Source organism: Marivita sp. NO-S04 (assembly GCF_059070475.1).
Genome location: NZ_CM180980.1, coordinates 4012607 through 4034646 on the forward strand (window position 1 = coordinate 4012607; position 22040 = coordinate 4034646).

General features: G+C 60.3%; 22 protein-coding genes. 8 read left to right on the plus strand and 14 right to left on the minus strand.

Features of this window, described 5'->3' with window-relative positions:
• Nucleotides 1–12: 12 nt before the first annotated feature.
• Both map and sfsA read right to left on the minus strand, forming a co-directional pair.
• The gene (map, locus tag ACK3EW_RS20295; RefSeq protein WP_439118618.1) at nucleotides 13–804 is read right to left on the minus strand and encodes a type I methionyl aminopeptidase; all 792 of its coding nucleotides are present in this window, start codon (nucleotides 802–804) and stop codon (nucleotides 13–15) included.
• Between the two features lie 91 nt (nucleotides 805–895).
• Nucleotides 896–1612 carry a DNA/RNA nuclease SfsA gene (gene sfsA / locus ACK3EW_RS20300; RefSeq protein WP_493807586.1) on the minus strand — a complete coding sequence of 239 codons (717 nt, stop codon included), beginning with the start codon at nucleotides 1610–1612 and terminating at the stop codon, nucleotides 896–898.
• 46 nt (nucleotides 1613–1658) lie between these two features.
• Between sfsA and ACK3EW_RS20305 the strand changes: the two genes are divergently transcribed.
• The 4 genes from ACK3EW_RS20305 to ACK3EW_RS20320 are packed head-to-tail and all read left to right on the plus strand — an operon-like array spanning nucleotide 1659 to nucleotide 4600.
• Nucleotides 1659–2381: a competence/damage-inducible protein A gene (locus ACK3EW_RS20305; protein ID WP_439118620.1), complete on the plus strand. Its 723-nt coding sequence runs from the start codon at nucleotides 1659–1661 to the stop codon at nucleotides 2379–2381.
• Entirely contained in the window at nucleotides 2378–3115 is a 738-nt protein-coding gene (locus ACK3EW_RS20310) for a GNAT family N-acetyltransferase (protein WP_493807587.1), read from the plus strand. Before ACK3EW_RS20305 ends, ACK3EW_RS20310 begins: the two co-directional genes overlap by 4 nt.
• Nucleotides 3112–3684 carry a peroxidase-related enzyme gene (locus tag ACK3EW_RS20315; protein ID WP_493807588.1) on the plus strand — a complete coding sequence of 191 codons (573 nt, stop codon included), beginning with the start codon at nucleotides 3112–3114 and terminating at the stop codon, nucleotides 3682–3684. Before ACK3EW_RS20310 ends, ACK3EW_RS20315 begins: the two co-directional genes overlap by 4 nt.
• Nucleotides 3656–4600 (plus strand): OmpA family protein, encoded by a 945-nt coding sequence (locus ACK3EW_RS20320; RefSeq protein WP_493807589.1) that lies wholly within the window; start codon nucleotides 3656–3658, stop codon nucleotides 4598–4600. The genes ACK3EW_RS20315 and ACK3EW_RS20320 overlap by 29 nt, the downstream gene beginning before the upstream one ends.
• Nucleotides 4601–4652: 52 nt before the next feature.
• Here the strand turns inward: ACK3EW_RS20320 and ACK3EW_RS20325 are convergent, their stop codons facing one another.
• Entirely contained in the window at nucleotides 4653–5306 is a 654-nt protein-coding gene (locus ACK3EW_RS20325) for a peroxiredoxin (protein ID WP_493807590.1), read from the minus strand.
• Nucleotides 5307–5435: 129 nt separating this feature from the next.
• Between ACK3EW_RS20325 and ACK3EW_RS20330 the strand changes: the two genes are divergently transcribed.
• Nucleotides 5436–6875 (plus strand): aldehyde dehydrogenase family protein, encoded by a 1440-nt coding sequence (locus tag ACK3EW_RS20330; protein ID WP_493807591.1) that lies wholly within the window; start codon nucleotides 5436–5438, stop codon nucleotides 6873–6875.
• Between the two features lie 108 nt (nucleotides 6876–6983).
• On the opposite strand, the gene ACK3EW_RS20335 is transcribed toward ACK3EW_RS20330, so the two are convergent.
• The 9 genes from ACK3EW_RS20335 to ACK3EW_RS20375 all read right to left on the minus strand — a co-directional run bounded on the left by ACK3EW_RS20335 (nucleotide 6984) and on the right by ACK3EW_RS20375 (nucleotide 17244).
• Complete coding sequence (locus ACK3EW_RS20335) at nucleotides 6984–7628, minus strand: RluA family pseudouridine synthase (RefSeq protein WP_493807592.1); 645 nt, start codon at nucleotides 7626–7628, stop codon at nucleotides 6984–6986.
• A gap of 94 nt (nucleotides 7629–7722) precedes the next feature.
• On the minus strand, nucleotides 7723–10167 hold the full coding sequence (locus ACK3EW_RS20340; RefSeq protein ID WP_493807593.1) for a GcvT family protein: 2445 nt from the start codon (nucleotides 10165–10167) through the stop codon (nucleotides 7723–7725).
• Between the two features lie 201 nt (nucleotides 10168–10368).
• A complete protein-coding gene (locus ACK3EW_RS20345) occupies nucleotides 10369–11241 on the minus strand; it encodes a homocysteine S-methyltransferase family protein (protein WP_493807594.1) in 873 nt (290 codons plus the stop codon).
• Nucleotides 11238–13676: a GcvT family protein gene (locus ACK3EW_RS20350; RefSeq protein ID WP_493807595.1), complete on the minus strand. Its 2439-nt coding sequence runs from the start codon at nucleotides 13674–13676 to the stop codon at nucleotides 11238–11240. The genes ACK3EW_RS20345 and ACK3EW_RS20350 overlap by 4 nt, the downstream gene beginning before the upstream one ends.
• A gap of 10 nt (nucleotides 13677–13686) precedes the next feature.
• A complete protein-coding gene (locus ACK3EW_RS20355) occupies nucleotides 13687–14310 on the minus strand; it encodes a LysE family translocator (protein ID WP_493807596.1) in 624 nt (207 codons plus the stop codon).
• 3 nt (nucleotides 14311–14313) lie between these two features.
• Nucleotides 14314–14718 (minus strand): GFA family protein, encoded by a 405-nt coding sequence (locus ACK3EW_RS20360; protein WP_493807597.1) that lies wholly within the window; start codon nucleotides 14716–14718, stop codon nucleotides 14314–14316.
• Entirely contained in the window at nucleotides 14718–15290 is a 573-nt protein-coding gene (locus ACK3EW_RS20365; RefSeq protein WP_493807598.1) for a helix-turn-helix domain-containing protein, read from the minus strand. The genes ACK3EW_RS20360 and ACK3EW_RS20365 overlap by 1 nt, the downstream gene beginning before the upstream one ends.
• A 246-nt stretch (nucleotides 15291–15536) precedes the next feature.
• On the minus strand, nucleotides 15537–15995 hold the full coding sequence (locus ACK3EW_RS20370) for a GAF domain-containing protein (protein WP_493807599.1): 459 nt from the start codon (nucleotides 15993–15995) through the stop codon (nucleotides 15537–15539).
• 85 nt (nucleotides 15996–16080) lie between these two features.
• Entirely contained in the window at nucleotides 16081–17244 is a 1164-nt protein-coding gene (locus ACK3EW_RS20375; RefSeq protein WP_493807600.1) for a thiolase family protein, read from the minus strand.
• 93 nt (nucleotides 17245–17337) lie between these two features.
• Between ACK3EW_RS20375 and ACK3EW_RS20380 the strand changes: the two genes are divergently transcribed.
• The 3 genes from ACK3EW_RS20380 to ACK3EW_RS20390 all read left to right on the plus strand — a co-directional run bounded on the left by ACK3EW_RS20380 (nucleotide 17338) and on the right by ACK3EW_RS20390 (nucleotide 19977).
• Nucleotides 17338–17676, plus strand: a complete 339-nt coding sequence (locus tag ACK3EW_RS20380) for an STAS domain-containing protein (protein WP_493807601.1) — start codon at nucleotides 17338–17340, stop codon at nucleotides 17674–17676.
• Complete coding sequence (locus ACK3EW_RS20385; protein ID WP_493807602.1) at nucleotides 17642–18100, plus strand: ATP-binding protein; 459 nt, start codon at nucleotides 17642–17644, stop codon at nucleotides 18098–18100. Before ACK3EW_RS20380 ends, ACK3EW_RS20385 begins: the two co-directional genes overlap by 35 nt.
• 299 nt (nucleotides 18101–18399) lie before the next feature.
• Entirely contained in the window at nucleotides 18400–19977 is a 1578-nt protein-coding gene (locus ACK3EW_RS20390) for a gamma-glutamyltransferase family protein (RefSeq protein WP_085630459.1), read from the plus strand.
• 58 nt (nucleotides 19978–20035) lie between these two features.
• Here the strand turns inward: ACK3EW_RS20390 and ACK3EW_RS20395 are convergent, their stop codons facing one another.
• The gene (locus ACK3EW_RS20395) at nucleotides 20036–21406 is read right to left on the minus strand and encodes a glutamate--cysteine ligase (protein ID WP_439118638.1); all 1371 of its coding nucleotides are present in this window, start codon (nucleotides 21404–21406) and stop codon (nucleotides 20036–20038) included.
• Between the two features lie 63 nt (nucleotides 21407–21469).
• On the minus strand, nucleotides 21470–22000 hold the full coding sequence (locus tag ACK3EW_RS20400) for a hypothetical protein (protein ID WP_493807603.1): 531 nt from the start codon (nucleotides 21998–22000) through the stop codon (nucleotides 21470–21472).
• Nucleotides 22001–22040: the final 40 nt, after the last annotated feature.

Below are 22040 nucleotides of genomic sequence, written 5' to 3' on the forward strand. Positions count from 1 at the left end.
GGGCAGCATCACTCAGGCAGAATACGTCGGGTGGAACTGCCCGGATGGAGACGGTGTGAAAACCTCGCACCCATCATAGGTGATCCCGATGGAGTGTTCGAACTGCGCGGACAACGACTTGTCCCGCGTCACGGCTGTCCAATCGTCGGCCAATACTTTGGTTTCCGGGCGACCAAGATTTACCATCGGCTCGATCGTGAAGAACATGCCTTCCTCAAGCCGCGGTCCAGTGCCTGGGCGGCCATAGTGCAGCACGTTGGGCGGAGCGTGGAACACGCGGCCCAAGCCGTGGCCGCAGAAGTCGCGCACGACGGACATACGGTTCGCTTCGACAAATGTCTGGATAGCGTGGCCGATGTCGCCGAACGTGTTGCCGGGCTTTGCAGCTTCGATCCCCATGAACAGTGCGTCATGGGTGACCTGAATCAGACGCTCCGCCTTGCGGCTCAGCTTGCCGGCCACATACATGCGGCTGGTGTCTCCGAACCATCCATCGACAATCACCGTCACATCGATGTTGAGGATGTCTCCATCCTTAAGCGTCTTGTCACCGGGGATACCGTGGCAGACCACGTGGTTCACGCTGATACAGCTTGCGTGCTGATAGCCTTTGTAGCCGATGGTTGCCGAAACAGCGCCCGCTTTTTCGACCTCGGTTCGGATGAAATCGTCCAGCGCCGCAGTGGTCTGTCCGACGACAACATGTTGGGCCACATCATCCAGAATGCGGGCAGCCAGTTCTCCGGCTCTGCGCATGCCAGCAAAGTCCGCTGCCTCGTGGATGCGGATACCTTCCCGTGTCATGCGACCATCATGGTTATTGTTCACAATGGAACTCCAGTAACTTTCATGTTGGTTTTAGCCCCCCGCGCATGGTTTTGCCAGTAGCGCGACATTACAGCCCAGAGGGCTTTAGTATTTGGATAGGTTTGCCAAGTTCAACACCCCCGGGCGTTATGTGGCAATCCAAAGCCAATGTTTGAACCCCTGAGTCTGAGGCGGCAAGCCACGCCCGTGCATAGGTCGGGTCGATATCATGCGCGAGTGTCATGCGGTCACAATCCGTCCGTTGTACCAGATAGAGCATCACTGCACGGTGCCCCTGCGCAACCATGTTGGCAAGTTCGTGCAAGTGCTTGGTGCCGCGCGCAGTCACACTGTCGGGGAACTCGGCCAGTCCTTGTTGGCGCGAAAGGGTCACGGACTTCACCTCGATATAGGTGTCTTGCTCACCATCTCGGGACAACAGGAAATCAATCCGGCTTTTTTCGCCATAAGGCACTTCGGCACGCAGGGTGTCGAATGTATCCAGCCCCGGCACCTTGCGTGCCTCCAGCGCCGCCTTCAACATTCGGTTCGGCACAGCCGTATCCACTCCAGTGAAGTGCCCGTTCTCATGCTCGACCAGCCGCCAGCCGAACTTAAGCTTCTTCTTTGGGTCGTCATTTGGCTCAAGCCAAATGCGCATCCCCGGATCGGCCAGACCCATCATCGACCCCGGGTTGGCGCAATGGGCGGTCACCTCTTGCCCGTCCGCAAGAGTGACATCGGCCAGAAAGCGTTTGTACCGCCGGATCAAGGTGCCCGGAACAAGAGGGGTTTGAAAGCGCATAAGCCACGCCTATACCTGAGCAAAACCCGGATCAAGGAGGCAGCGCATGCCCAATCCAACCGCAGCCATGCTGGTGATCGGCGACGAGATCCTGTCAGGCCGAACTCGCGACGCCAACATGCACCATCTGGCGCAGGAACTTACTAAAGTGGGCATCAACTTGCGCGAAGTGAGGATCGTCAGCGATGACCATGATGCAATCGTTGCGGCGCTGAACGATTTGCGAGCGGCTCATGACACAGTCATCACCTCGGGTGGCATTGGGCCGACCCATGACGACATCACCGCCGATTGTGTGGCGGCAGCGTTTGGCGTGCACATAGACGTGCGTGACGATGCGGCGGCATTGCTTCAGGCGCATTACGACAGTCGCGGGATGGAGTTCAACGACGCCCGCAAGCGCATGGCGCGTATTCCCGATGGGGCCACGCTGATCGAAAACCCGGTTTCCATCGCGCCCGGTTTCACCATTGGCAACGTGCATGTGATGGCCGGGGTGCCGTCGGTGTTTCAGGCAATGGTTGCCAGCGTCATCCCAACGCTGACAGGCGGCGCACCGATCCTGTCACAGACCTTGCGGGTGGATCGCGGCGAAGGCGATATCGCCGGGCCATTGGGCCAGATCGCATCCGATTTCCCGGACCTCTCAATCGGTTCCTACCCGTTCCAGCAGAACGGGGCTTATGGCTCCAATATCGTCGTGCGCGGCAGTGATGGCGCACGTGTGGATCATGCGATGGCGCGATTGGCAGAACTGTTCCCGGCATGACGCCCAACGTCCAGACCCTCTATGCGGTGACCGAGGCCACATGGCCACCCGCTGACCGCACGCCGGCGGGGCCGTGGATGCTGCGTAACGGCGCCGGAGGCGGCAAACGCGTGAGCGCGGCCACGGCCGAAGGTGACTGGCGCGAGGAAGACCTCTCGGCCGCGGAAACCGCGATGCGGATGCTGGGTCAGGATGCGCTCTTCATGATCCGAGAAGGTGACGGCGCGTTGGACGCGGCGTTGGCCGATCGGGGATACGAAGTGATCGACCCGGTGAATCTCTGGGTGTGTCCGATAGATCAACTGACCGATGTACCCGTGCCCCGCGTCACCGCCTTTTCGATATGGGAACCTTTGGCGATCATGCGCGATCTTTGGCAAGCAGGCGGCATTGGGCCAGAGCGCATCGCGGTGATGGAGCGGGCTGAGGTGCCCAAAACGGGCATCCTTGGACGGATCACCGACAAACCCGCAGGCACCGCCTATTGCGCCATATCCGAGCGGATCGCGATGGTGCACGCGCTTGAGATTGCCAACGCACACAGGCGCAAAGGCATGGGCGTCTGGCTCATGCGGCAAGCCGCCCTTTGGGCCAATTCGAACGGCGCGGAATGGATGAGCGTCTTGTGCACGCAGGCGAATGTCGGCGCAAACGGCCTCTATGCTTCCCTCGGAATGCAGGTTGTGGGACAGTACCACTACCGCATCCTGCCAAACACAAGCGAACCCGAATGACCAAAGATACCCCTCCCACGGCGCTCAACCTGCCGATGGTCGACCCGCTTCCTCCCGAGACACAGAAATACTTTGATGTCTGTCAGGACAAGCTGGGCATGATCCCGAACGTGCTCAAGGCCTATGCCTTCGACATCGACAAGCTGAACGCCTTTACCGCGATGTATAACGATCTGATGCTGGCGGGCAGCGGTTTGAGCAAGCTGGAACGCGAGATGATCGCGGTGGTCGTGAGCTCGATCAACAAATGCTTCTATTGCCTCACCGCCCATGGTGCGGCGGTGCGCGCCTTGTCTGGCGATCCAAAACTGGGCGAGATGCTGGTTATGAACTGGCGTGTCGCCGATCTGCCGCACCGCCACCGCGCAATGCTGGCCTTTGCTGAAAAGATGACCAAATCCAGCGCTGAGATCGCGGAATTCGACCGCGAAGCGTTGCGGGATGCCGGTTTCAGTGACCGTGACATCTGGGACATCGCCAATGTCGCGGGCTTCTTCAACATGACCAACCGCGTGGCCAGTGCCACGGATATGCGGCCTAATGACGAGTATCACGCGCAAGCGCGCTAAATTCAGCGGGCTTTGTGTCGCGGCGAGCTTTGTTGCATCGCCCTCCATGGCCCTTGATCTGGCTTTGCCTTTAGGGGCGCGTGAAACCGTGTCGCGCGTCACACCGGCGGGCAGCTATGATCTTCCAATCGGGGCGTGGACCGAAGCCGCGGGCGTGCCCGTCGCCAGCCTCGAGGGCGAAGTCCGGCGAAAGGCGTGGCGCATTTCCGGCGCGGGGATCACCACCGGACAAGTGCTTGGGCCTTTGCGCGAACAACTCATGTCCGACGGGTTTGATATCATTTTCGAATGCAGCGCCCGAAGCTGCGGCGGTTTCGATTTTCGCTTTGGCACCGACGTTCTGCGCGCGCCGAACATGTATGTCGATCTGTCGGATTATCGTTTCCTGTCCGCCAAATCGGCGGATGCCACCCAAGCCTTAAGCCTATTGATCAGCCGTGATGGTGACACGGTTTTTGTGCAGTTGGTTGCGGTTGGTCCTCCGGGGCGCGCGGATGTTTCCGTGATCGCTGCTCCGGCGCTGTCCATCCCAGCGGACGCAGGCGACATTGTGGCACGGTTGGAAACCGCGGGTCACGTGGTTCTGGCCGATCTCGATTTTGCTAGCGGAGCTGCCTCTTTGGGTGATGGCCCGGTGCAATCACTTGATGCGATGGTGGCCTACTTGCTTGCCAACCCGACCCGTCAGATCACCTTTGTCGGCCATACCGACGCAACAGGATCGCTTGCCGCGAATGTCGCGTTGTCACGCCGCCGGGCCGAGGCTGCTCAGGCCTATATCGTATCGCGTGGTGTTCCCGCTGGGCAGGTCGCCGCCGACGGTGTAGGCTTCCTGGCGCCGCGCGCCACCAACCTGACTGCCGAAGGGCGAGAGGCCAACCGGCGCGTTGAGGCCGTTCTGATATCTGTGGAATGAAAAAGGCCGGGAGCACGTCCCGACCTTTTCCCAAAGTTCAGTCTGCAATGGCTTACGAAGGCAGCTTGGCCTTGCGCAGATAAGGCAGCACAGTTTCGATCTTGCCGTACTTTGCAATCGCATCCGCGTCGCTGACCGACATCGGTACAATGACGTCCTGACCGACGGTCCAGTTTGCAGGCATGGCAACGTTTTCCCGCGCAGAAGTCTGTAGCGCGTCCAGCGCACGCAACACTTCGGCAAAGTTCCGGCCCACGGTCATTGGGTAAGTCATGCTCAGCTTCAGCTTCTTGTCAGGCCCGACAATGAACACAACCCGGACTGTCGCGCTGTCCGCGGGGGTCCGGCCATCTGGCAGGACGTATTCTGCAGGCAGCATGTCGAACGCTTTGGCCACGGCCAAGTCTTCATCCGCGATGATCGGAAAGCCTGCCTTGGACCCGGAAGTCGATTCGATATCACCCTTCCACTTTTTGTGATCCTCGACACCGTCGACGGAAATGCCCATCACCTTGGTGCCACGTTTTTCCCATTCTTCAGACATCTGCGCGACCGCACCGAATTCCGTGGTGCAGACGGGCGTAAAGTCCTTTGGATGTGAGAAAAGGATTGCCCAACTGTCGCCAATCCAATCGTGAAGGGTGATCGTCCCCTGATCGGTTTCCACGGTCAGGTTGGGAATTTCATCGTTGATACGCAGGCCCATGATTGCCTCCTTCTGAGATGTGACGTTTGACGCAAACATAGGCAGCGCATCGGTCGGTTACACCCCCTTGCGAGGGGAACGCGGGGGTGACACAGTGTCGTCTGCAATGCTCTGAGGGGAGACAATCAGATGATCGAGAAACGCCAATTCTACATCAACGGAGAATGGATCGATCCCGTCGAGGGACGTGACCACCACGTCATTGATCCTTCCACCGAAGAGCCCTGTGCCGTGATTTCCCTTGGAGGTCAGGCTGACACCGACGCGGCAGTTACCGCGGCCAAGGACGCCTTTCCATCATGGATGGCAACGCCTCCTTCCGACCGTATCGCGCTGGTGGAAAAACTGCTCGAGATCTACCAATCGCGCGGTGAAGAGATGGCACAAGCCATGAGTGTCGAAATGGGCGCACCCATCGACATGTCGCGCGCGAGCCAGGTCGGCGCGGGCACATGGCATCTGCAAAACTTCATTGACGCGGCCAAGTCATTTGAATTTGACCGCCCCCTCAACGACCACAGCCCAAAGGACCGCATCATCTACGAAGCCGTCGGTGTCTGCGCCCTGATCACGCCTTGGAACTGGCCGATGAATCAGGTCACACTCAAAGTCGGGGCTGCAGCCATCGCGGGCTGCACCATGGTGCTCAAGCCGTCCGAGGAAAGCCCGCTCAACGCGATGCTCTTTGCCGAAATGATGCACGATGCGGGCTTCCCACCCGGCGTATTCAACCTCGTGAACGGAGATGGCGTTGGCGTCGGCAGCCAGCTTTCGGCACATCCCGACGTCGACATGGTCAGCTTTACGGGCTCCAGCCGCGCTGGCAAACTGATCTCCAAAGCGGCCGCCGACACGCTCAAGCGGGTGCACTTAGAGTTGGGTGGCAAAGGCGCCAACCTGATCTTTGCGGATGCCGATGAGAAAGCCGTCAAACGCAGCGTGCTGCACATGATGCAGAACACGGGTCAGTCCTGCAACGCGCCGTCTCGCATGATGGTCGAAGCGCCGATCTACGACCGTGTGGTCGAAGAGGCGGGCGAGATTGCCGCCAAGGTCAGCGTTGGCCCCGCCTCGTCCGAGGGCCGTCATATCGGCCCGGTGGTCAACGCGACCCAGTGGCAGAAAATTCAGGACCTGATCCAGAAAGGCATCGACGAAGGCGCGCGCCTTGTCACCGGCGGGGTCGGACGTCCCGAAGGCTTGAACAAGGGCTTCTATGTGCGGCCCACGGTGTTTGCTGATGTGACTAATGACATGACCATCGCACGCGAAGAAATCTTTGGACCGGTCTTGTCGATCATGAAGTTCGAGACAGAAGACGAGGCGGTGCAAGTCGCAAACGACACCGTCTACGGTCTGACCAACTACGTCCAAAGCCAGGACGGCGCCCGTCGGAACAGGCTGGCGCGTCAGTTGCGGTCGGGCATGGTGGAAATGAACGGGGAAGGCCGGTCTGCAGGATCGCCCTTTGGCGGCATGAAACAATCGGGCAACGGACGCGAAGGCGGTGTCTGGGGCATCGAGGCCTTTCTCGAAGTCAAAGCCGTCTCTGGCTGGGCGGCTGAATAAACCCAAAATGAAGCAGGGGGCACAGCTCTCCTGCTTCTTCTTTTTCCAAATATGCAATCGGCGCTGCTACAGGCTGCGTAAGTTGGACACATCAGCGTACGGTTCGCCTCAAAACGGAGCGGCCACCCTAAACTTCATGCCTTCGCCACCATCTGGGTGCCGTAAACGCAATTCCTCGGCATGTAGCATCATGCGCGGGTGCTGATCTGCAGTCTTGGGCGCATAGAGTGGATCACCCAAAATCGGATGCCCCAATGCCAGCATATGCACCCGAAGCTGATGGCTGCGCCCGGTCTGCGGAAACAGCTTTACCCGGCTTTCCGTGTCCGACGCTTTCATTACCCGCCAATCTGTCACTGCCGGTTTGCCAGCCTCATGATCGACCTTTTGCAAAGGGCGGTTCGGCCAATCGACGATTAGCGGCAGGTCCACTGTCCCGGTCTTCGGCTCCAGCCGTCCGGCGACGCGGGCGAGATAGGTTTTCTTCGTCTGCCGTTTCTCGAACTGCAATCCCAGATGGCGCTGAGCATGGGGCGTCAAGCCGAACACCATCACACCTGAGGTGTCCCGATCAAGCCGGTGTACCAGAAGCACCTGTGGATAAGCCGCTTCGAGCCGCGCGATCAGACAATCTGCCAGTTCTGGTCCCTTTCCGGGCACAGACAGCAATCCGGCGGGCTTGTTCACCGCGAGGATCTCGTGGTCCTCGTGCAGAATGTCCAGCGGCGTGTTGGGCGGGGTATAATCTGACATCTGCACCGTCTACGCAGCTTGAGAGCCCAGAACAAGGCTCAGGATTGTCGTACGAAAATCCTGCCACTGCAGAAACTGCGTACGAAGTTTCTGGCTACCCTCTCACCCGCGCCGACGTCGGATCATACATCGGTCTGAGCGAGGCTTCTGCTTTGACCCGCACACCCGCCACGTCGATCTCGTAAGTCGACGCCAACACCTGCTCCGCAGTTTCACCCACACAGGGCACGTATCCCATGCCAATGGCACGGCCAAGATGGTGTCCATATGCACCGGAACTCAGATAGCCCACGATTTCCCCGTCCCGCAGGATTGGTTCGTGGTGATACAGCAGCGTTTCGGGATCCGTCAGACGGAACTGCATGAGACGGTTTTGCAAACCGGCCTCGCGCTTTTGCAAAACCGCGTCACGTCCGATGAAATCGGGTTTCGTTGTCTTTACGGCAAAGCCAAGTCCGGCCTCCAGAACGTGATCTTCGCAAGTGATGTCATGGCCAAAGTGGCGGAATGCTTTTTCGATCCGACAGGTATCCATCGCATGCATCCCGCAAAGCGTCAGCCCAAAATCCTGACCAGCCTCCCACAGCGTTTCAAACACATGCCCCGCCTGATCGGCTGGGATGTAGATCTCCCAACCCAGTTCCCCGACATAAGACACGCGATGCACCCGCGCGGTGCCAAGGCCGATCTCGATCTCTTGCGCAGTGCCGAACGGATTGGCGTCGTTCGAGAAATCATCCGGCGATACCGTCTGCATCACCTGTCGTGCGTTCGGCCCCATAACCGCCAGCACACCTTCGCCCGCTGTCACATCGGTGACGACGACGCGTTTGTCGCCAACATGGCGTTGCAACCATGTCTGATCAGCGGCGCGTGTCGCGGCTGGTGTGACGACGAGATAGCAGGTCTCGGACAGGCGGGTGACGGTGACATCCGCCTCGATCCCACCGCGCGTGTTCAGGAACTGAGTGTAGACGATCTTGCCCATCGGCACCGACATGTCAGCGCCGCACACGTGGTTCAGAAACGCCTCAGAGTCCGGTCCCTCGACCCGCAGCTTCCCGAAAGAGGACATGTCGTACATGCCGACATTCTCGCGGATCGCTTTGTGTTCGCGAGCAACGTTGTCGAAGAAGTTTTGCCGCTTCCAGCTATAGGCGTACTCAGGTGTCTGACCCCCATTCGCGTACCAGTTCGCCCGTTCCCAACCTGCGATTTCGCCCATCACTGCGCCGCGCGCCAAAAGCTGCTGATGGAAAGGCGTGCGCCGTACACCGCGTGCTGTCGCCTTCTGGCGGTAGGGATAGTGGTCGGCGTAAAGAAGACCCAAAGTCTCGGTCACCCGCTCCTTTAGATAGCGGCGGTTGCGCTGGAAAGGCTGCGCGCGGGCAATGTCCACGTCACCCAGATCGAAGGGTTTCGCCCCGTCCTCCATCCATTGCGCCAGCGCCATACCAGCGCCGCCCGCCGACTGGATGCCGATGGAGTTAAATCCGGCGGCGACCCAGACATTCTCCATCTCGCGCGCTTGACCAAGGAAATAGGCATTGTCGGGCGTAAAGCTTTCTGGCCCATTGAAGAACGTGTGAATTCCGGCCTCGGCCAACATCGGCATCCGGTTCACCGCCGCCTCCAAGATGGGTTCGAAATGGTCGAAATCCTCGGGCAGTTGATCGAACTCAAAGGTCTCCGGGATACCGCTCATGCCCCAGGGTTTCGATTTCGGCTCGAAGGCACCCAGCATCATCTTGCCTGCGTCTTCTTTGTAATAAGCGCATTCATCCGGCACCCTCAGAACCGGCAACGCCTGCAATCCCGGGATCGGTTCGGACACGATGTAGAAATGTTCGCAGGCCTGCAGCGGCACGTTCACGCCAAGCATCTGACCCACCTCGCGACCCCACATGCCCGCGCAATTCACCACATGATCGCAGTTGATCGTGCCGCTGCTGCCGTCTTCGGACGCCCAGTCGACCGCGGTGATGCGCTGTCCGTCGCGTGTGACGCGTGTCGCCTTGGTCCGCTCAAAAATTTGCGCACCGCGCTGGCGAGCCCCCTTGGCCATGGCCAGCGCGATATTGGCGGGATCGCCTTGTCCATCACTGGGCAGGTACACGCCACCCACGACATCGCTGGTGTTCAGATGCGCGTATTTCCGTTTGATCTCAGCAGTGTCGATTTCTTCGACCGGAACGCCAAACGCGCGCGCCATTGCGGCTGTGCGGCGCAGTTCCTCGTGCCGTTCATGCGTCAATGCGACCGAGATTGACCCAACCTTGCGAAACCCGGTGGCGACACCCGTTTCCTCTTCGATGGTCGAGTAGAGATCAGCCGTGTATTTCGCCAGTTTCGTCATGTTCGACGAGGCGCGCAATTGCCCGATCAGACCCGCCGCATGCCATGTCGTGCCAGAGGTCAGCTGCTTGCGTTCCAGCAGCACCACATCGGTCCAGCCCAGCTTGGTCAGGTGATAGGCGACGGAACAGCCGATGACTCCACCACCGATGATGACGGCGCGGGCATGTTTTGGGAGGGTCATGGAAGGTCTCCTTGGGGTCCCATGGGTGGGAAGCTGACGAGGTGCGATCTTGTGGTGTTGCTCAAGCGCCAATCGCCTGTTCGGCTGAGTGGCGGCTTGGGAATTTGCATATTTGGAAAAAGAAGAAGCAGAGGGGCGCGCATCAGTCTTGAAGTTCTTGAGGTGGCGACTGCCTGTGATTGCGTCCCGCTGTGCATGGTGTCAGGCCTTTGAGAAGCGCCGGGCCAGTTCGGCAATATGGGACGGCGTGGTTTCGCAGCACCCACCAAGGATCGTGGCACCGTGCTCGACCCATGTGGCGGCCTGGTCTGCATATGCGTCTGGCCCCATGTCGCGGCGCGCGGTCAGCGCATCGACCGTGGGTTTGTCCGCGAGGAATGCCTTGGTGATCTGGGTGAACGCGTTGGCATAGGCCCCTGCTGGTTTGCCGCTGGTCCTGAGCACATCAATCGCGGCGGGCATCGCCTCTGGCGCGGAACAATTGGCAAGGAGTGCCGCGGCATCACCACAAAGAGCAACCGCATCCGCCAAGGCCTCGCCAGAGCGTAGGCGGCTGCCATCCTCGTCATCGACCGAGAAGGTGATCCAGACAGGTTTTCCCAGACCCTGCACCGCTTCGAGTGCGGCTCGCGTCTGGGTTGCAGAGATCACGGTTTCAAAGAGCAGCATGTCACAGGACGGCGCCAGTATCCCGGCCACCTCGGCCATAAGTTCGACTGCGATCTCGTGTGGTGGTTGCAAGTCAGCCCGATAGGATGCGCCAAGCGGCCCGATGCTGCCTGCGATCTTTCCGGTTCCATGCGCCTCGCGCGCTTCCTGCGCCATGTCGAGTGCGATCCGATGCAGGTCTTCGAACCGGTCTTCGTGGTCGGTTCCGGCAAGCCGGTCGCGGTGGATGGCATAGGTGTTCGTGGTGGCGATATCAGCTCCGGCGGCAAAATAATCCGCGTGAATCTCGCGCACGAGATGTGGCATGTCGATCATCACCTGAGTGGACCACAGCGGTGTAGGCGGAGTGCCTGAACGGTGGATGAGTTCCTGACCCATCCCGCCGTCCAGAATCGTGAGTGTCATGCGCGCAGCCTTTCGTTTTGCGGATCCCAAAGGGGTTCATCCTTCTGGACGACCGCTTTGCGCATTTCGCCGTAGATGTCGATCTCAAGTTCCGTGCCCGGCACCGCCAGTTCGGCGCGCAGCATGCCAAGCGCGATGGAGGCGTTCACCCTGTAGCCCCAATCCCCGCTGGTCGTTTCGCCGACGACCTGTCCGTCATGCCAAATCGTCGACATGTAGGGCGCGTCGGACCCGCCCGCATCGACGGTCAGTGTGACAAAGCGTTTCGTTACGCCTTGTTGTTTTTCGTTTTGCAGAGCCGCTTTGCCGGGGAAATCCTGCGGCTTGTCGAGCTTGACAAATCGGTCCAGCCCGCCTTGCAGCAAGGTGTAATCGGTGGACAGGTCACCCTTCCACGCGCGGTAGCCCTTTTCGATCCGCAGCGCGTTGAGCGCGTACATGCCAAAGGGCTTGGCCCCTGCGCCCAGAATAGCATCGTAGATTTCAGGTGCATCCTCGGTCAGGCAGTGCACCTCCCATCCGAGCTCCCCGGCGAAGGAAACACGTAGCAAGACACAAGCTTTGCCGCAGACCTGCGCTTCTTGGTAGGACAGCCAAGGCAAGGTCAGGTCAGCATCCGTCAACGGCGCGAGCATCTCGCGGGATTTCGGCCCGGTCACAAGGAAACACTCGTATTTCGTCGTGCGGTCCTGCACGGTCACTCCATCGGGAAGATTACGCAGCAGGACATCGCGGTCGTGCCATTGAGCGACGGCGGCGGTGATTAGCCAGATCGCATCGTCGCTTTGCGGGATCACCGACATCTCGGTCAGGATGCGGCCCCGGTCGTCGGGGAAATAAGCCAGACCCACGCGCCCCGGTTTCGTCAGGGATGAACAGGTGAGCGCATCGACATGCGCGCGGGCTCCGGGGCCTTCGACCGCCAGACGGGTGAAGCCTGAAATGGCGATCACACCCGCCGCATCGCGCACGGCTTCGCATTCTTCCTTGATCCGTTGCTGCCACGGGCCGGAACGGGCCCAAGTCTGGGTTGCTTCCTCGGAGGTGTCATCGCCCGGCTGCGCGAACCAATTGGCCCGTTCCCATCCGTTATAGGCTCCCATCACGCCGCCTGCCGCGATGATCTTGTCGTGCACCGGTGACAGTTTCTTGTCGCGCCCTGCAGGCCATGCGTGGCGTGGGAAATGCATGGCGTATTCGTGGCCGTAGACCTCGATCGCCTTTTGATCGGAATAGTCCTGATCGGCGTAGTCGGTGTACCGGCGCGGATCGACCGCCCACATATCCCATTCGGTCTGGCCTTCGGTGACCCATTCGGCCAGCACTTTACCCGCACCGCCGCCTTGCGTGATGCCGAAGGTGAACACGCAGGCTTCGAACGCGTTGGGAACGCCTGGCATCGGGCCGATCAGCGGCAGGCCATCCGGCGCGTAGGGGATCGGGCCGTTGATGACGCGACCGACACCCGACGCGCCAAGGATCGGCACGCGGGCCATCGCGTCTTCGATATACCATTCGAGTCGTTCCAGATCGTCCGGGTAAAGCTGGAAGCTGAAATCGTCGGGCATGGGATCGTCCGGCGTGACCCAATGCGCCTTACAATTCCGTTCGTACGGTCCAAGGTTCAGACCGTACTTTTCCTGTCGTAGATAGTAGGAGCTGTCCACATCGCGCAGCAGCGGCAGCTTGCCGTTCTCTTTGGACCATGCCTCAAGTTCCGCCACCGGTTCGGTCAGGAAATACTGATGGCTCATCACCGTCATCGGAACCGTGCGCCCACCATAAGGTTTGAACCATTCGCCAACGCGCTGGGCGTAATAGCCCGCCGCGTTCACCACCTTTTCGCAGGTGATGTCGCCCTTGTCGGTATGCACGATCCACTCGTCGCCTTTGCGGGTCACACCGGTCGCGGGGCAGAAGCGTTCGATCTTGGCCCCCATCATCCGCGCGCCTTTGGCCAGCGCCTGTGTGAGCTGTGCCGGGTCGATGTCGCCATCGTCGGGGTCATACAGACCACCGGCAAGATCATGCGTTTCCATGAACGGATAGCGGTCTTTCATGTCCGAGACCGCCATCATCTCAAGGTCGAGACCCTGATACCGCCCCATGGCGCGGGCGCGTTCGAATTCCTGCATTCGTTCTTTGGAATGGGCCAGCCGGATTGATCCGGTGACGTGGTAGTTCATTGGATAATCCACCTCGTCGGCAAGCCCACGATAAAGCTCCAGCGAATACCGTTGCATGTTCATGACCGCCCACGAGCTGCTGAAGGACGGACAGTTCCCGGCGGCATGCCATGTGGAGCCTGCGGTCAGTTCGTTCTTCTCCAGAAGCACGCAGTCCCAACCCGCCTTGGCAATGTGATAGGCGCAGGATGCGCCAACGACGCCGCCGCCGATGATGACGACACGGGTGGTGGTGGGGAAATCGGACATGATGGTCTCCTCAGTTCCAGGCAAGGCGCAGCGCGAGCCCGCCAAAGACGATTGCGGAAAGTTTGTTGATCCATCCCGAGGCGCGCTGGATGCGGGCGGCGGCCAGCCCGGCGAACCCGCCGAGCACGCAGTAGACGGCAAGTTCTCCAAACGCGAGAAGCGTGCCAAGGATCAGGATTTGTTGCCAGACAGGGCCAATCGCGGGGTCGGCGAATTGCGGCAGGAAGGCCAGTACGAACAGGCCCACCTTGGGATTTAGGATGTTGGTCAGAAAACCACGACGGAACGCGCGCCACGTGTCGCTGCGGCCTTCACGGCGTGCAGGGTCGGAGGTGTCGCGCCACGTGTGCCAGGCCAGCCAGAGCAGATACGCAGCCCCTGCATAGCGCAGCGCGTCATAGGCGATCGGGTAGGTGAGCAGTAGCACCGCAAGACCTGCCGCCGCGATCACCACATGACCCATCACACCCAATCCGATGCCCGCTGCAGCCGCCATCCCCGACCGCGAACCGCCGCGCATGCCGCTGGCCAGCGTGAACATCATGTCGGCACCCGGGGTGATATACAGCACCAGCGCGGCCCCCATGAAGGTGATGTAGGTCCAGACTGGAATAGAGAGGGCAAGGTCAAGCATGTGTCAGTCCAGCCGCTGCGGGTCGTTGGGGTTGATCTCGTAGTAATCGCCCTTGGTTTTGGTGTGGATGTGACCGCGCAGGGTCAATCCAGTCGGCCCATCGATTGAGCCTGTCGAGAAACAGATGAAGGGGTCATCCTCATGGTTCCAGAAAAGCGCCGAACCACAGGTCGGACAGAACCCGCGCCGGGCTTTTTCGGAGGACTGATACCAGCGCACTTCGCCTCGAATTTCAAGCGTGCCATCCGTCACATAGGACGAGGCCCAAACATGGCCCGATTGCTTGCGGCATTGGGTGCAATGGCAGGCCGCAGGCGCCCCCGCCGCGCCATGGGCGGTATAGGTGACGGCTCCGCAAAGGCAGCTTCCTGACAGGGCAACCGGGCCGGGATGCGCGTCGTCGCTCATCAATACACCGGAGGCGCGATGACCCAGATCACCACGGCGGGGACATCATAGGGGTTGATCCACTCGAACGGCTCGGCTTTGATCCGAAAGCTGTCGCCCGGTGTCAGCGTGAACCGCCTGTCGCTGATGATCAGATCCAGCTTGCCCGACAGGATGTAACCCACTTCTTGCGTGGGCCGGGTGACCACTTCGCCAATGCGGCTGTGGGGCTGGAAGGTCGAATGCACCACTTCGAAATCGTCAGACAAGTCGGGTGAAAGCAGTTCCTCAATCAACCCGCTGTCACCGCTGCCAATGGGCCGCCGCGCACCGGCGCGCACGACGTACCCGGCTTCGTCCACCACAGTCTGCGGTGTCCCAAAGAGAAGGGAGACAGGCACATCGAACAGCTTTGCAATGCGCCGCAAGTCGGTGATCGACGGCGCGGACAGATCGCGTTCAATCTGGCTGACCCAGCCCACCGAGCGCCCCAGACGATCTGCAATGTCCTGCAGCGTCAGCCCACGCGCCTTGCGCAGCGCCCGAAGGTCCGCGCCAAGTGTTTTGCTGTGAAGAACCGGATCGTGCTGCACGACTCGCCCATGAAATTTCCGCTTGGAATTTCATGGCATGAAATAATGAAAATTCAAAAGAAATTTTCATTATGGCGCCAGCGTCGCGCAGGACGTGTGTTTCGAAACGGGAACCAAATCCATAACTGGCTGGTTCGTGGAGTATCAAACTGAATTCGAGGACCACCCAATGAACCGTATCATCTACCTTGTTGGCCTGATCGTGATCGTACTTGCCATCCTAACTTTCATCGGCATCGCCTAAACTTACAGAACAGCCGCAAAGGTCGTCTTCAAGATACCAGCCAGCACGTCGGCATCCTCCTGCGTAAACGCAGACGGCTGGTCGCTGTCGATATCGAACACACCAAGCAGGCGGCCTTTTCCGTTCCATACCGGAAGCACCAGCTCCGATCGGGTCGAGGAAGCGCAGGCGATATGGCCGGGGAAGGCCTCGACATCCCGAACCAACTGAACTTCTCCGGTTCGCGCCGCTGCACCACATACGCCGCGAGAGAATGGGATGGTCAGGCAGCCATGACCGCCCTGATACGGCCCGATCTTGAGCATCTCAGGTCCGGTGACACGATAGAAGCCGGTCCAGTCGAACCGATCATCAGATTGGTGCACCTCGCATGCTACAGTGGCCATCAGACTTACGGTATCGGTTTCGCCCGTGGTCAGTGCTGCGATGGTCTTGGCAAGGTTAGAGTAATCAACTGTCATGTCTTTGCCTTTGGTAACGCGAGCAAGGGGGCATTGCTCCTCGGCCTGCGGCCTCACCCCCGAGATATTCGTGAAACAGAGAAGATCAGATCCGTTCAATCGCGATGGCTGTGCCTTCGCCGCCACCAATGCAGATCGCCGCTACACCACGTTTCAGCCCGCGCTTCTCCAGCGCATTCAGCAGCGTAACGATGATGCGCGCGCCGGACGCGCCGATGGGATGCCCCAAGGCGCAGGCGCCGCCGTTCACGTTCACGATGTCCCGGCTGAGACCCATTTCATGCATGAAGGCCATCGGAACCACGGCGAAAGCTTCGTTGACCTCCCAGAGGTCCACATCGTGCTTGCTCCAGCCGATCTGAGCGAGCAGCTTCTGCGCGGCAGGAACCGGGGCCGTGGTGAAAAGGCCGGGCGCTTGCGCATGGCTTGCATGACCGACGATGCGCGCGCGGGCGCTGTTCCCGGCAGCCTCTGCCGTGGTCAGAACCATCGCTGCGGCACCGTCTGAAATCGACGAACTGTTGGCGGGGGTCACCGTGCCGTCCTTGCGGAAAGCGGGCTTGAGCGTCGGGATCTTGTCGGGGCGTGCATTGCTGGGCTGTTCATCTTCGGACACGGTCACGTCACCCTTGCGGGTCGCGATCGTGACCGGAGTGATCTCGTGTTCGAAAGCACCAGACGATTGCGCCTCGAGCGCGTTGGACAGTGACCGCAGCGCGTATTCGTCCTGCGCCTCTCGGGTGAACTGGAAGGCTTCGGCGCAGTCTTCGGCAAAGGTGCCCATGAGTCGGCCCTTGTCATAGGCGTCTTCCAGACCGTCGAGGAACATGTGGTCGATCACCTGCCCGTGCCCGATCCGCGCCCCGCCGCGCATCTTGGGCAGCAGGTACGGCGCGTTGGTCATCGATTCCATGCCGCCGGCCACGATGGTGGTGGCTCGGCCCAGCGCAATGGCATCAAACGCCATCATCGCAGCTTTCATGCCGGATCCGCACATCTTGTTGAGCGTCGTCGCGGGAACCTCTTCGCCCAGACCGGCCGCGAAGCCTGCTTGTCTTGCGGGTGCTTGGCCTTGACCGGCAGGCAGAACGCACCCCATCAGAACTTCATCCACGGCGGGCGCCCCGGCCTGATCCAGTGCCGCGCGGATTGCTGTGCCACCAAGGCCTGTGGCCGACACGTCCGAAAACGCGCCCTGAAACCCGCCCATCGCGGTGCGTGCGGCACCTGTGATCACAACCTCTGCCATGGCATATCCTCCAATCCCCGAATGTTGGGCCTTGCATACCGGATGGTAAGGATTGGCGTCTAGGGTCTGCGGCACAGCAATGACCGAGGTCTTATGGAACTGACTGTTGAACAGCACCCTGCCGCCACGCTGATCCGGGTGCACGCCACCCGCATCGACGCGCCCACCGCGCTTCAATTCAAGGAAGACATGCGCAAGCTTACGGGCCGCGATCAAGGGCGCTTTATTCTCGACCTGCGCCAAGTGGACTTCATCGATTCCAGCGGTTTGGGTGCCGTAGTCGCGTCGATGAAACAATTGCGCCCCGGCCAGACACTGGAACTGGCCGCATTGCAACCGATCGTCGATAAGGTGTTTCGACTGACGCGGATGGACACGATCTTTACGATCCACGGGGATGCGGATCAGGCCGTTGCAGCGGATCCGGTCTGAACAAAGGACTGTCCTTGTCCAATGCCTTCCGGCGTTAGATGTGGTGACGCCTTGTCTTTTGCGACGGGTGGCAGAGGCCTTGTCGGCCACGCAGGCTGCCCAGCTGCAAGACGACGTGCAGATTGTCATTGCGGAAGCGGTCAACAATATCGTCGAACACGCATATGCAGGGCAATCTTTGGGTGCCTTGGTCTTGCACATGACCGTTTCCGGCACATCGCTCGAGATTGTTCTGCTGGATTGGGGCCGCCCATTTCCACACCCGTATGCGCCGCCGACGCTCCCTGATCCCTGCGGATTGAGCGAAGGAGGGTATGGATGGTTCTTGATTCGCAGTCTTGTGTCGCACGTATGTCACTCTCGTGATGCTGGAAAAAACCGACTCAGCCTTACGTTTTCACTGCCAGACCCGCTACCTGCATGACGTGGTTTCGTCAAAATTGGTGCGATTGTTCCCGCTTTGGAAATAATCAGTAAATTAAGGGGCTTTTGGCCAATTCTCACGCAGAGTCGCCTAGGAAAAGCCCCATTCTCTTCGAACTCCGGCCTTGGTTGAACGTCATACAGTAAGGGTAGCTGCACAAAGCTTCACCTCGGCGTCGCGCCATTAACAGCCCCCACCCAGTGTGCGGCGTCGAGGTACTTCCTCCCCCCAACCATCATCTGATTGACCTGCCCCCGCGTCTGCCTATTTTGTGCCGCAAAAGGGGAGGGACAGAACCTATGCGCGATTTTCAAATGCCGGGGCGCTCTGCGGTCATGGCGACAAATGGTATGTGTGCAACATCGCACCCGCTTGCCGCCCAAGCCGCAATCGACATCCTCAAACGAGGGGGCAACGCGGTCGATGCCGCCATCGCGGGCGCTGTGATCCTCGGTCAGGCAGAGCCGGCCATGACAGGGATCGGCGGTGACTGTTTCGCACTGATCTCTCCGGCAGGTGGAGATGACGTGATCGCGATCAATGGTTCGGGGCGCGCACCAGCAGCGGCCAAGGCCGATGACCTGCGCAGCCGGGGCGAGACCTCCGTTCCACTCTATGGGCCTGAAGCGGTCACGATACCGGGGGCCATCGACGCCTTCTGTACCATGTCCGAACGTTGGGGGCGCCTTGGCTTGGCCGACTCTCTTGCGCCAGCCATCGACTACATGGAAAACGGTCTTCCCGTGGCAGACCGGGTGTCTTGGGATTGGGAAAAGAACGCCCATCTGCTGCAAGGGCATGCCCGGACGCACTACCTTCTCGAAGGATCTACACCCAAGCGGGGACAGGTGTTCCGCTTGCCAGGCAACGCCGAAGTGCTGCGCCGCATCGCCAAAGAGGGCCGGGACGGTTTCTACAAAGGCGAAGTTGCCGAAGACATGCTCGCTACCCTCAACGCGTTGGGCGGTGTGCACTCAGAAGCCGATTTCGCGAATGCCGCCACCACCATAGGCGCGCCGATCAGTGGCACCTATCAAGGGCGCGAACTTTTGGAGCATGCGCCAAATGGGCAGGGCGCAACGGCGATTCTGCTGCTCAACATCCTGTCCCAGTTCGACATCGCCTCGCTCGACCCGTTCGGCGCAGAGCGCGCCCATATTGAGGCCGAGGCGACCAAGCTGGCGTACGATGCCCGCAATCGGTTCGTGGCCGATCCCGAGCATATGACCAAGCTCGACCATATGCTGTCGATGGAAACGGCGCAGAAACTTGCCACGCTGATCGACCCGAAGAAGGCGATGACCGGGCCCGCCGCGATCAGCGAGGCAGTCCACAAGGACACGATCTACATCACTGTGGTCGACAAGGACCGCATGGTCGTGTCGCTGATCTATTCGGTCTTCCACAGTTTTGGGTCAGGTCTGGCGTCCGAGAAATTCGGCATTCTGCTCCAGAACCGCGGTGCAGGCTTTACCCTGCAAGAAGGACACGCCAACGAATATGGCGGCGGCAAGCGTCCAATGCACACGATCATTCCGGGCATCATCCGCGATGCGGGTCGTGTCGCCATGCCGTTTGGCGTGATGGGCGGTCAGTACCAGTCGTGCGGTCACGCCCGCGCTGTTACCAACATGACCGATTTCGGCCTCGCGCCGCAGGACGCGCTGGATGCGCCGCGGTGTTTTGCCGAAAACGGTAAGCTCATGGTGGAGCGCGGCTATTCCGACGCTGTGCGCGCGCAACTGGTCGAGATCGGGCACGAGGTTGAAACACCCGAGGTGGCCATCGGTGGTGCTCAGGCGATCCTGATCCACGAACACGGCGTTCTGGAAGGCGCCTCCGATCCGCGCAAAGACGGTTGCGCGATCGGCTATTGATCAAGGGAGCCCGGCTTTTCGAAAAGCCGGGCGCACCTCTTCGAAGAGGTGCCGTGCCTCAGTAGCTGTAGTCGCGATAAATCCGGCTGATGTCGCCGTTCCAATCGCCATTGTAATGGTCGATGAACTCATCGGCCAATGTCTTGCCAGTCTCGACGCTTTCCTTCAGCGCATTCAGGAAATGGGTCTCGTCCGGAACCAGCCCACCGGCACCGGGACGCGCCCGTGCCACCAGACCGGCCTCTGAAATCTTCAACGCTTCGCGCGCAAGATCGTGCATCTTGATCCCGTTCACCTCGGCCTGAAGCCCGTCGATGGACGCAGCCACGCGCAGACCTTCGCGGGTCTCGGCATCCCAATCCTTGACCAGATCCCAAGCCGCATCCAGCGCTGATTGGTCATACGTCAAACCGACCCAGAACGCCGGCAAGGCACACAGACGCCGCCACGGGCCACCATCGGCGCCGCGCATCTCGATGTATTTCTTCACCCGCGCTTCGGGGAAGATCGTTGTCAGGTGATCGGCCCAATCCGAAAGTGTCGGAATTTCGCCCGGCATTGCAGGCAGTTCGCCCTTGAGAAAATCGCGGAACGATTGCCCCAACGCATTGTGATAAACGCCGTCGCGGTAGACGAAATACATCGGCACATCGAGCGCGTATTGCACCCACGCCTCGAACCCGAACCCGTCTTCGAACACGAACGGCAACATCCCGGTGCGTGCATTATCCAAATGCCGCCAGACCCGCCCGCGCCAGCTTTTGTGGCCGTTCAGCTTGCCCTCAAAAAACGGCGACGTGGCAAACAGCGCGTTAGCAACCGGCTGCAATGCCAGCGCCACGCGCATTTTCTGCACCATGTCCGCCTCGGACGAGAAATCGAGGTTCACCTGAACCGTGCAGGTCCGCCGCATCATGGTCGTGCCAGCGGTGCCGACCTTTTCCATGTAGCTGTCCATCAGCTTGTAACGCCCCTTGGGCATCAGCGGCATGTCGTCGTGCTGCCAGATCGGCGCCGCGCCGAGCCCGATAAAGCCCACACCGATCTTGTCGGCGATATCCTTCACGTCGCGCAGGTGGTCGTTCACCTCATCGCAGGTCTGGTGAATGGTCTCAAGCGGCGCGCCCGACAGCTCCAGCTGACCGCCCGGTTCGAGCGAAATGTTCGCACCATCCTTTACCAGCCCAATCAGGTTCTGGCCTTCCATCACGGGGTCCCAGCCGTGCGCGTCGCGCAGCCCCTGCAGCACCGCCAGAATTGACCGCTCGCCCTCAAAGGGCAGGGGTTTCAGACTGTCTTTGCAATAGCCGAACTTCTCGTGTTCGGTGCCAATGCGCCAGTCTTCCTTGGGCTTGCAACCAGAGGCGAGGTATTCGGCCAACTGGTCGTGATGTTCAATGGGCCCGCCGCCGGATTGGGGTATGGACATGGCGCGTCTCCGGTCTGTCTGATCTTCAATCGGGGTCAGCCTTGGGCTGATTTCCCGGGGCTGTCAATGCAGGCTCTGGATCCGTTTCGAGAGGTCGGGTCTGCGCCAAAGCACAATTGGGGCGGTGCCTTCATGTTTCAAGGTCGATGCGACACGGCCCGGACTAAGGCCGGGGAGGCTGGCGAAGGCGTCGAACAGCACATCCGCCCCTTCGGCGTTCACGGGAATGTGCAGCGCTGGCCCGCCCTCATGGGTGATGACCCAGTGGCGCGGGTGTTCGGTTGGGTCGAGGCTGAGCGAGGTCACCGCGTCCAGATCGACCAATCCGCCATTCAGCGGCCCGAAATACCCGATGCGCCGTTCTACCACCTGCACCACGCCCGGTCCTCCACCACCCATTCGGGCGCGCCCGCGTTGCAGACCGGCAAAGAACAAGGCGGCCCCCAGAAACAGCGCCAGATAGCCGATCCAGACAAGCAAGCCCGGCGTCACGCCAAGAACCCAGTAAAGCCCAAGCAAAAGGATCGCGGCCCCCACCAGCGCCTCGCGCCAGCGCAGGATCGCCGCGCGTACTTCCGGTCGGACAAAGCTCATCTTGCGGCTCCCGGTACGGCACATCCGTCGACGGATGTGC

What these genes read in the sequence shown, in the direction of transcription:
- map (WP_439118618.1), bottom strand. Translation starts at nt 804, where the DNA reads ATGACACGGGAAGGTATCCGCATCCACGAGGCAGCGGACTTTGCTGGC.
- ACK3EW_RS20380 (WP_493807601.1), top strand. Translation starts at nt 17,338, where the DNA reads ATGGAACTGACTGTTGAACAGCACCCTGCCGCCACGCTGATCCGGGTG.
- ACK3EW_RS20355 (WP_493807596.1), bottom strand. Translation starts at nt 14,310, where the DNA reads ATGCTTGACCTTGCCCTCTCTATTCCAGTCTGGACCTACATCACCTTC.
- ACK3EW_RS20305 (WP_439118620.1), top strand. Translation starts at nt 1,659, where the DNA reads ATGCCCAATCCAACCGCAGCCATGCTGGTGATCGGCGACGAGATCCTG.
- ACK3EW_RS20335 (WP_493807592.1), bottom strand. Translation starts at nt 7,628, where the DNA reads ATGTCAGATTATACCCCGCCCAACACGCCGCTGGACATTCTGCACGAG.
- ACK3EW_RS20320 (WP_493807589.1), top strand. Translation starts at nt 3,656, where the DNA reads ATGACGAGTATCACGCGCAAGCGCGCTAAATTCAGCGGGCTTTGTGTC.
- ACK3EW_RS20325 (WP_493807590.1), bottom strand. Translation starts at nt 5,306, where the DNA reads ATGGGCCTGCGTATCAACGATGAAATTCCCAACCTGACCGTGGAAACC.
- ACK3EW_RS20340 (WP_493807593.1), bottom strand. Translation starts at nt 10,167, where the DNA reads ATGACCCTCCCAAAACATGCCCGCGCCGTCATCATCGGTGGTGGAGTC.
- ACK3EW_RS20370 (WP_493807599.1), bottom strand. Translation starts at nt 15,995, where the DNA reads ATGACAGTTGATTACTCTAACCTTGCCAAGACCATCGCAGCACTGACC.
- ACK3EW_RS20310 (WP_493807587.1), top strand. Translation starts at nt 2,378, where the DNA reads ATGACGCCCAACGTCCAGACCCTCTATGCGGTGACCGAGGCCACATGG.
- ACK3EW_RS20360 (WP_493807597.1), bottom strand. Translation starts at nt 14,718, where the DNA reads ATGAGCGACGACGCGCATCCCGGCCCGGTTGCCCTGTCAGGAAGCTGC.
- ACK3EW_RS20375 (WP_493807600.1), bottom strand. Translation starts at nt 17,244, where the DNA reads ATGGCAGAGGTTGTGATCACAGGTGCCGCACGCACCGCGATGGGCGGG.
- ACK3EW_RS20390 (WP_085630459.1), top strand. Translation starts at nt 18,400, where the DNA reads ATGCGCGATTTTCAAATGCCGGGGCGCTCTGCGGTCATGGCGACAAAT.
- sfsA (WP_493807586.1), bottom strand. Translation starts at nt 1,612, where the DNA reads ATGCGCTTTCAAACCCCTCTTGTTCCGGGCACCTTGATCCGGCGGTAC.
- ACK3EW_RS20345 (WP_493807594.1), bottom strand. Translation starts at nt 11,241, where the DNA reads ATGACACTCACGATTCTGGACGGCGGGATGGGTCAGGAACTCATCCAC.
- ACK3EW_RS20400 (WP_493807603.1), bottom strand. Translation starts at nt 22,000, where the DNA reads ATGAGCTTTGTCCGACCGGAAGTACGCGCGGCGATCCTGCGCTGGCGC.
- ACK3EW_RS20385 (WP_493807602.1), top strand. Translation starts at nt 17,642, where the DNA reads ATGCGGATCAGGCCGTTGCAGCGGATCCGGTCTGAACAAAGGACTGTC.
- ACK3EW_RS20315 (WP_493807588.1), top strand. Translation starts at nt 3,112, where the DNA reads ATGACCAAAGATACCCCTCCCACGGCGCTCAACCTGCCGATGGTCGAC.
- ACK3EW_RS20350 (WP_493807595.1), bottom strand. Translation starts at nt 13,676, where the DNA reads ATGTCCGATTTCCCCACCACCACCCGTGTCGTCATCATCGGCGGCGGC.
- ACK3EW_RS20395 (WP_439118638.1), bottom strand. Translation starts at nt 21,406, where the DNA reads ATGTCCATACCCCAATCCGGCGGCGGGCCCATTGAACATCACGACCAG.
- ACK3EW_RS20330 (WP_493807591.1), top strand. Translation starts at nt 5,436, where the DNA reads ATGATCGAGAAACGCCAATTCTACATCAACGGAGAATGGATCGATCCC.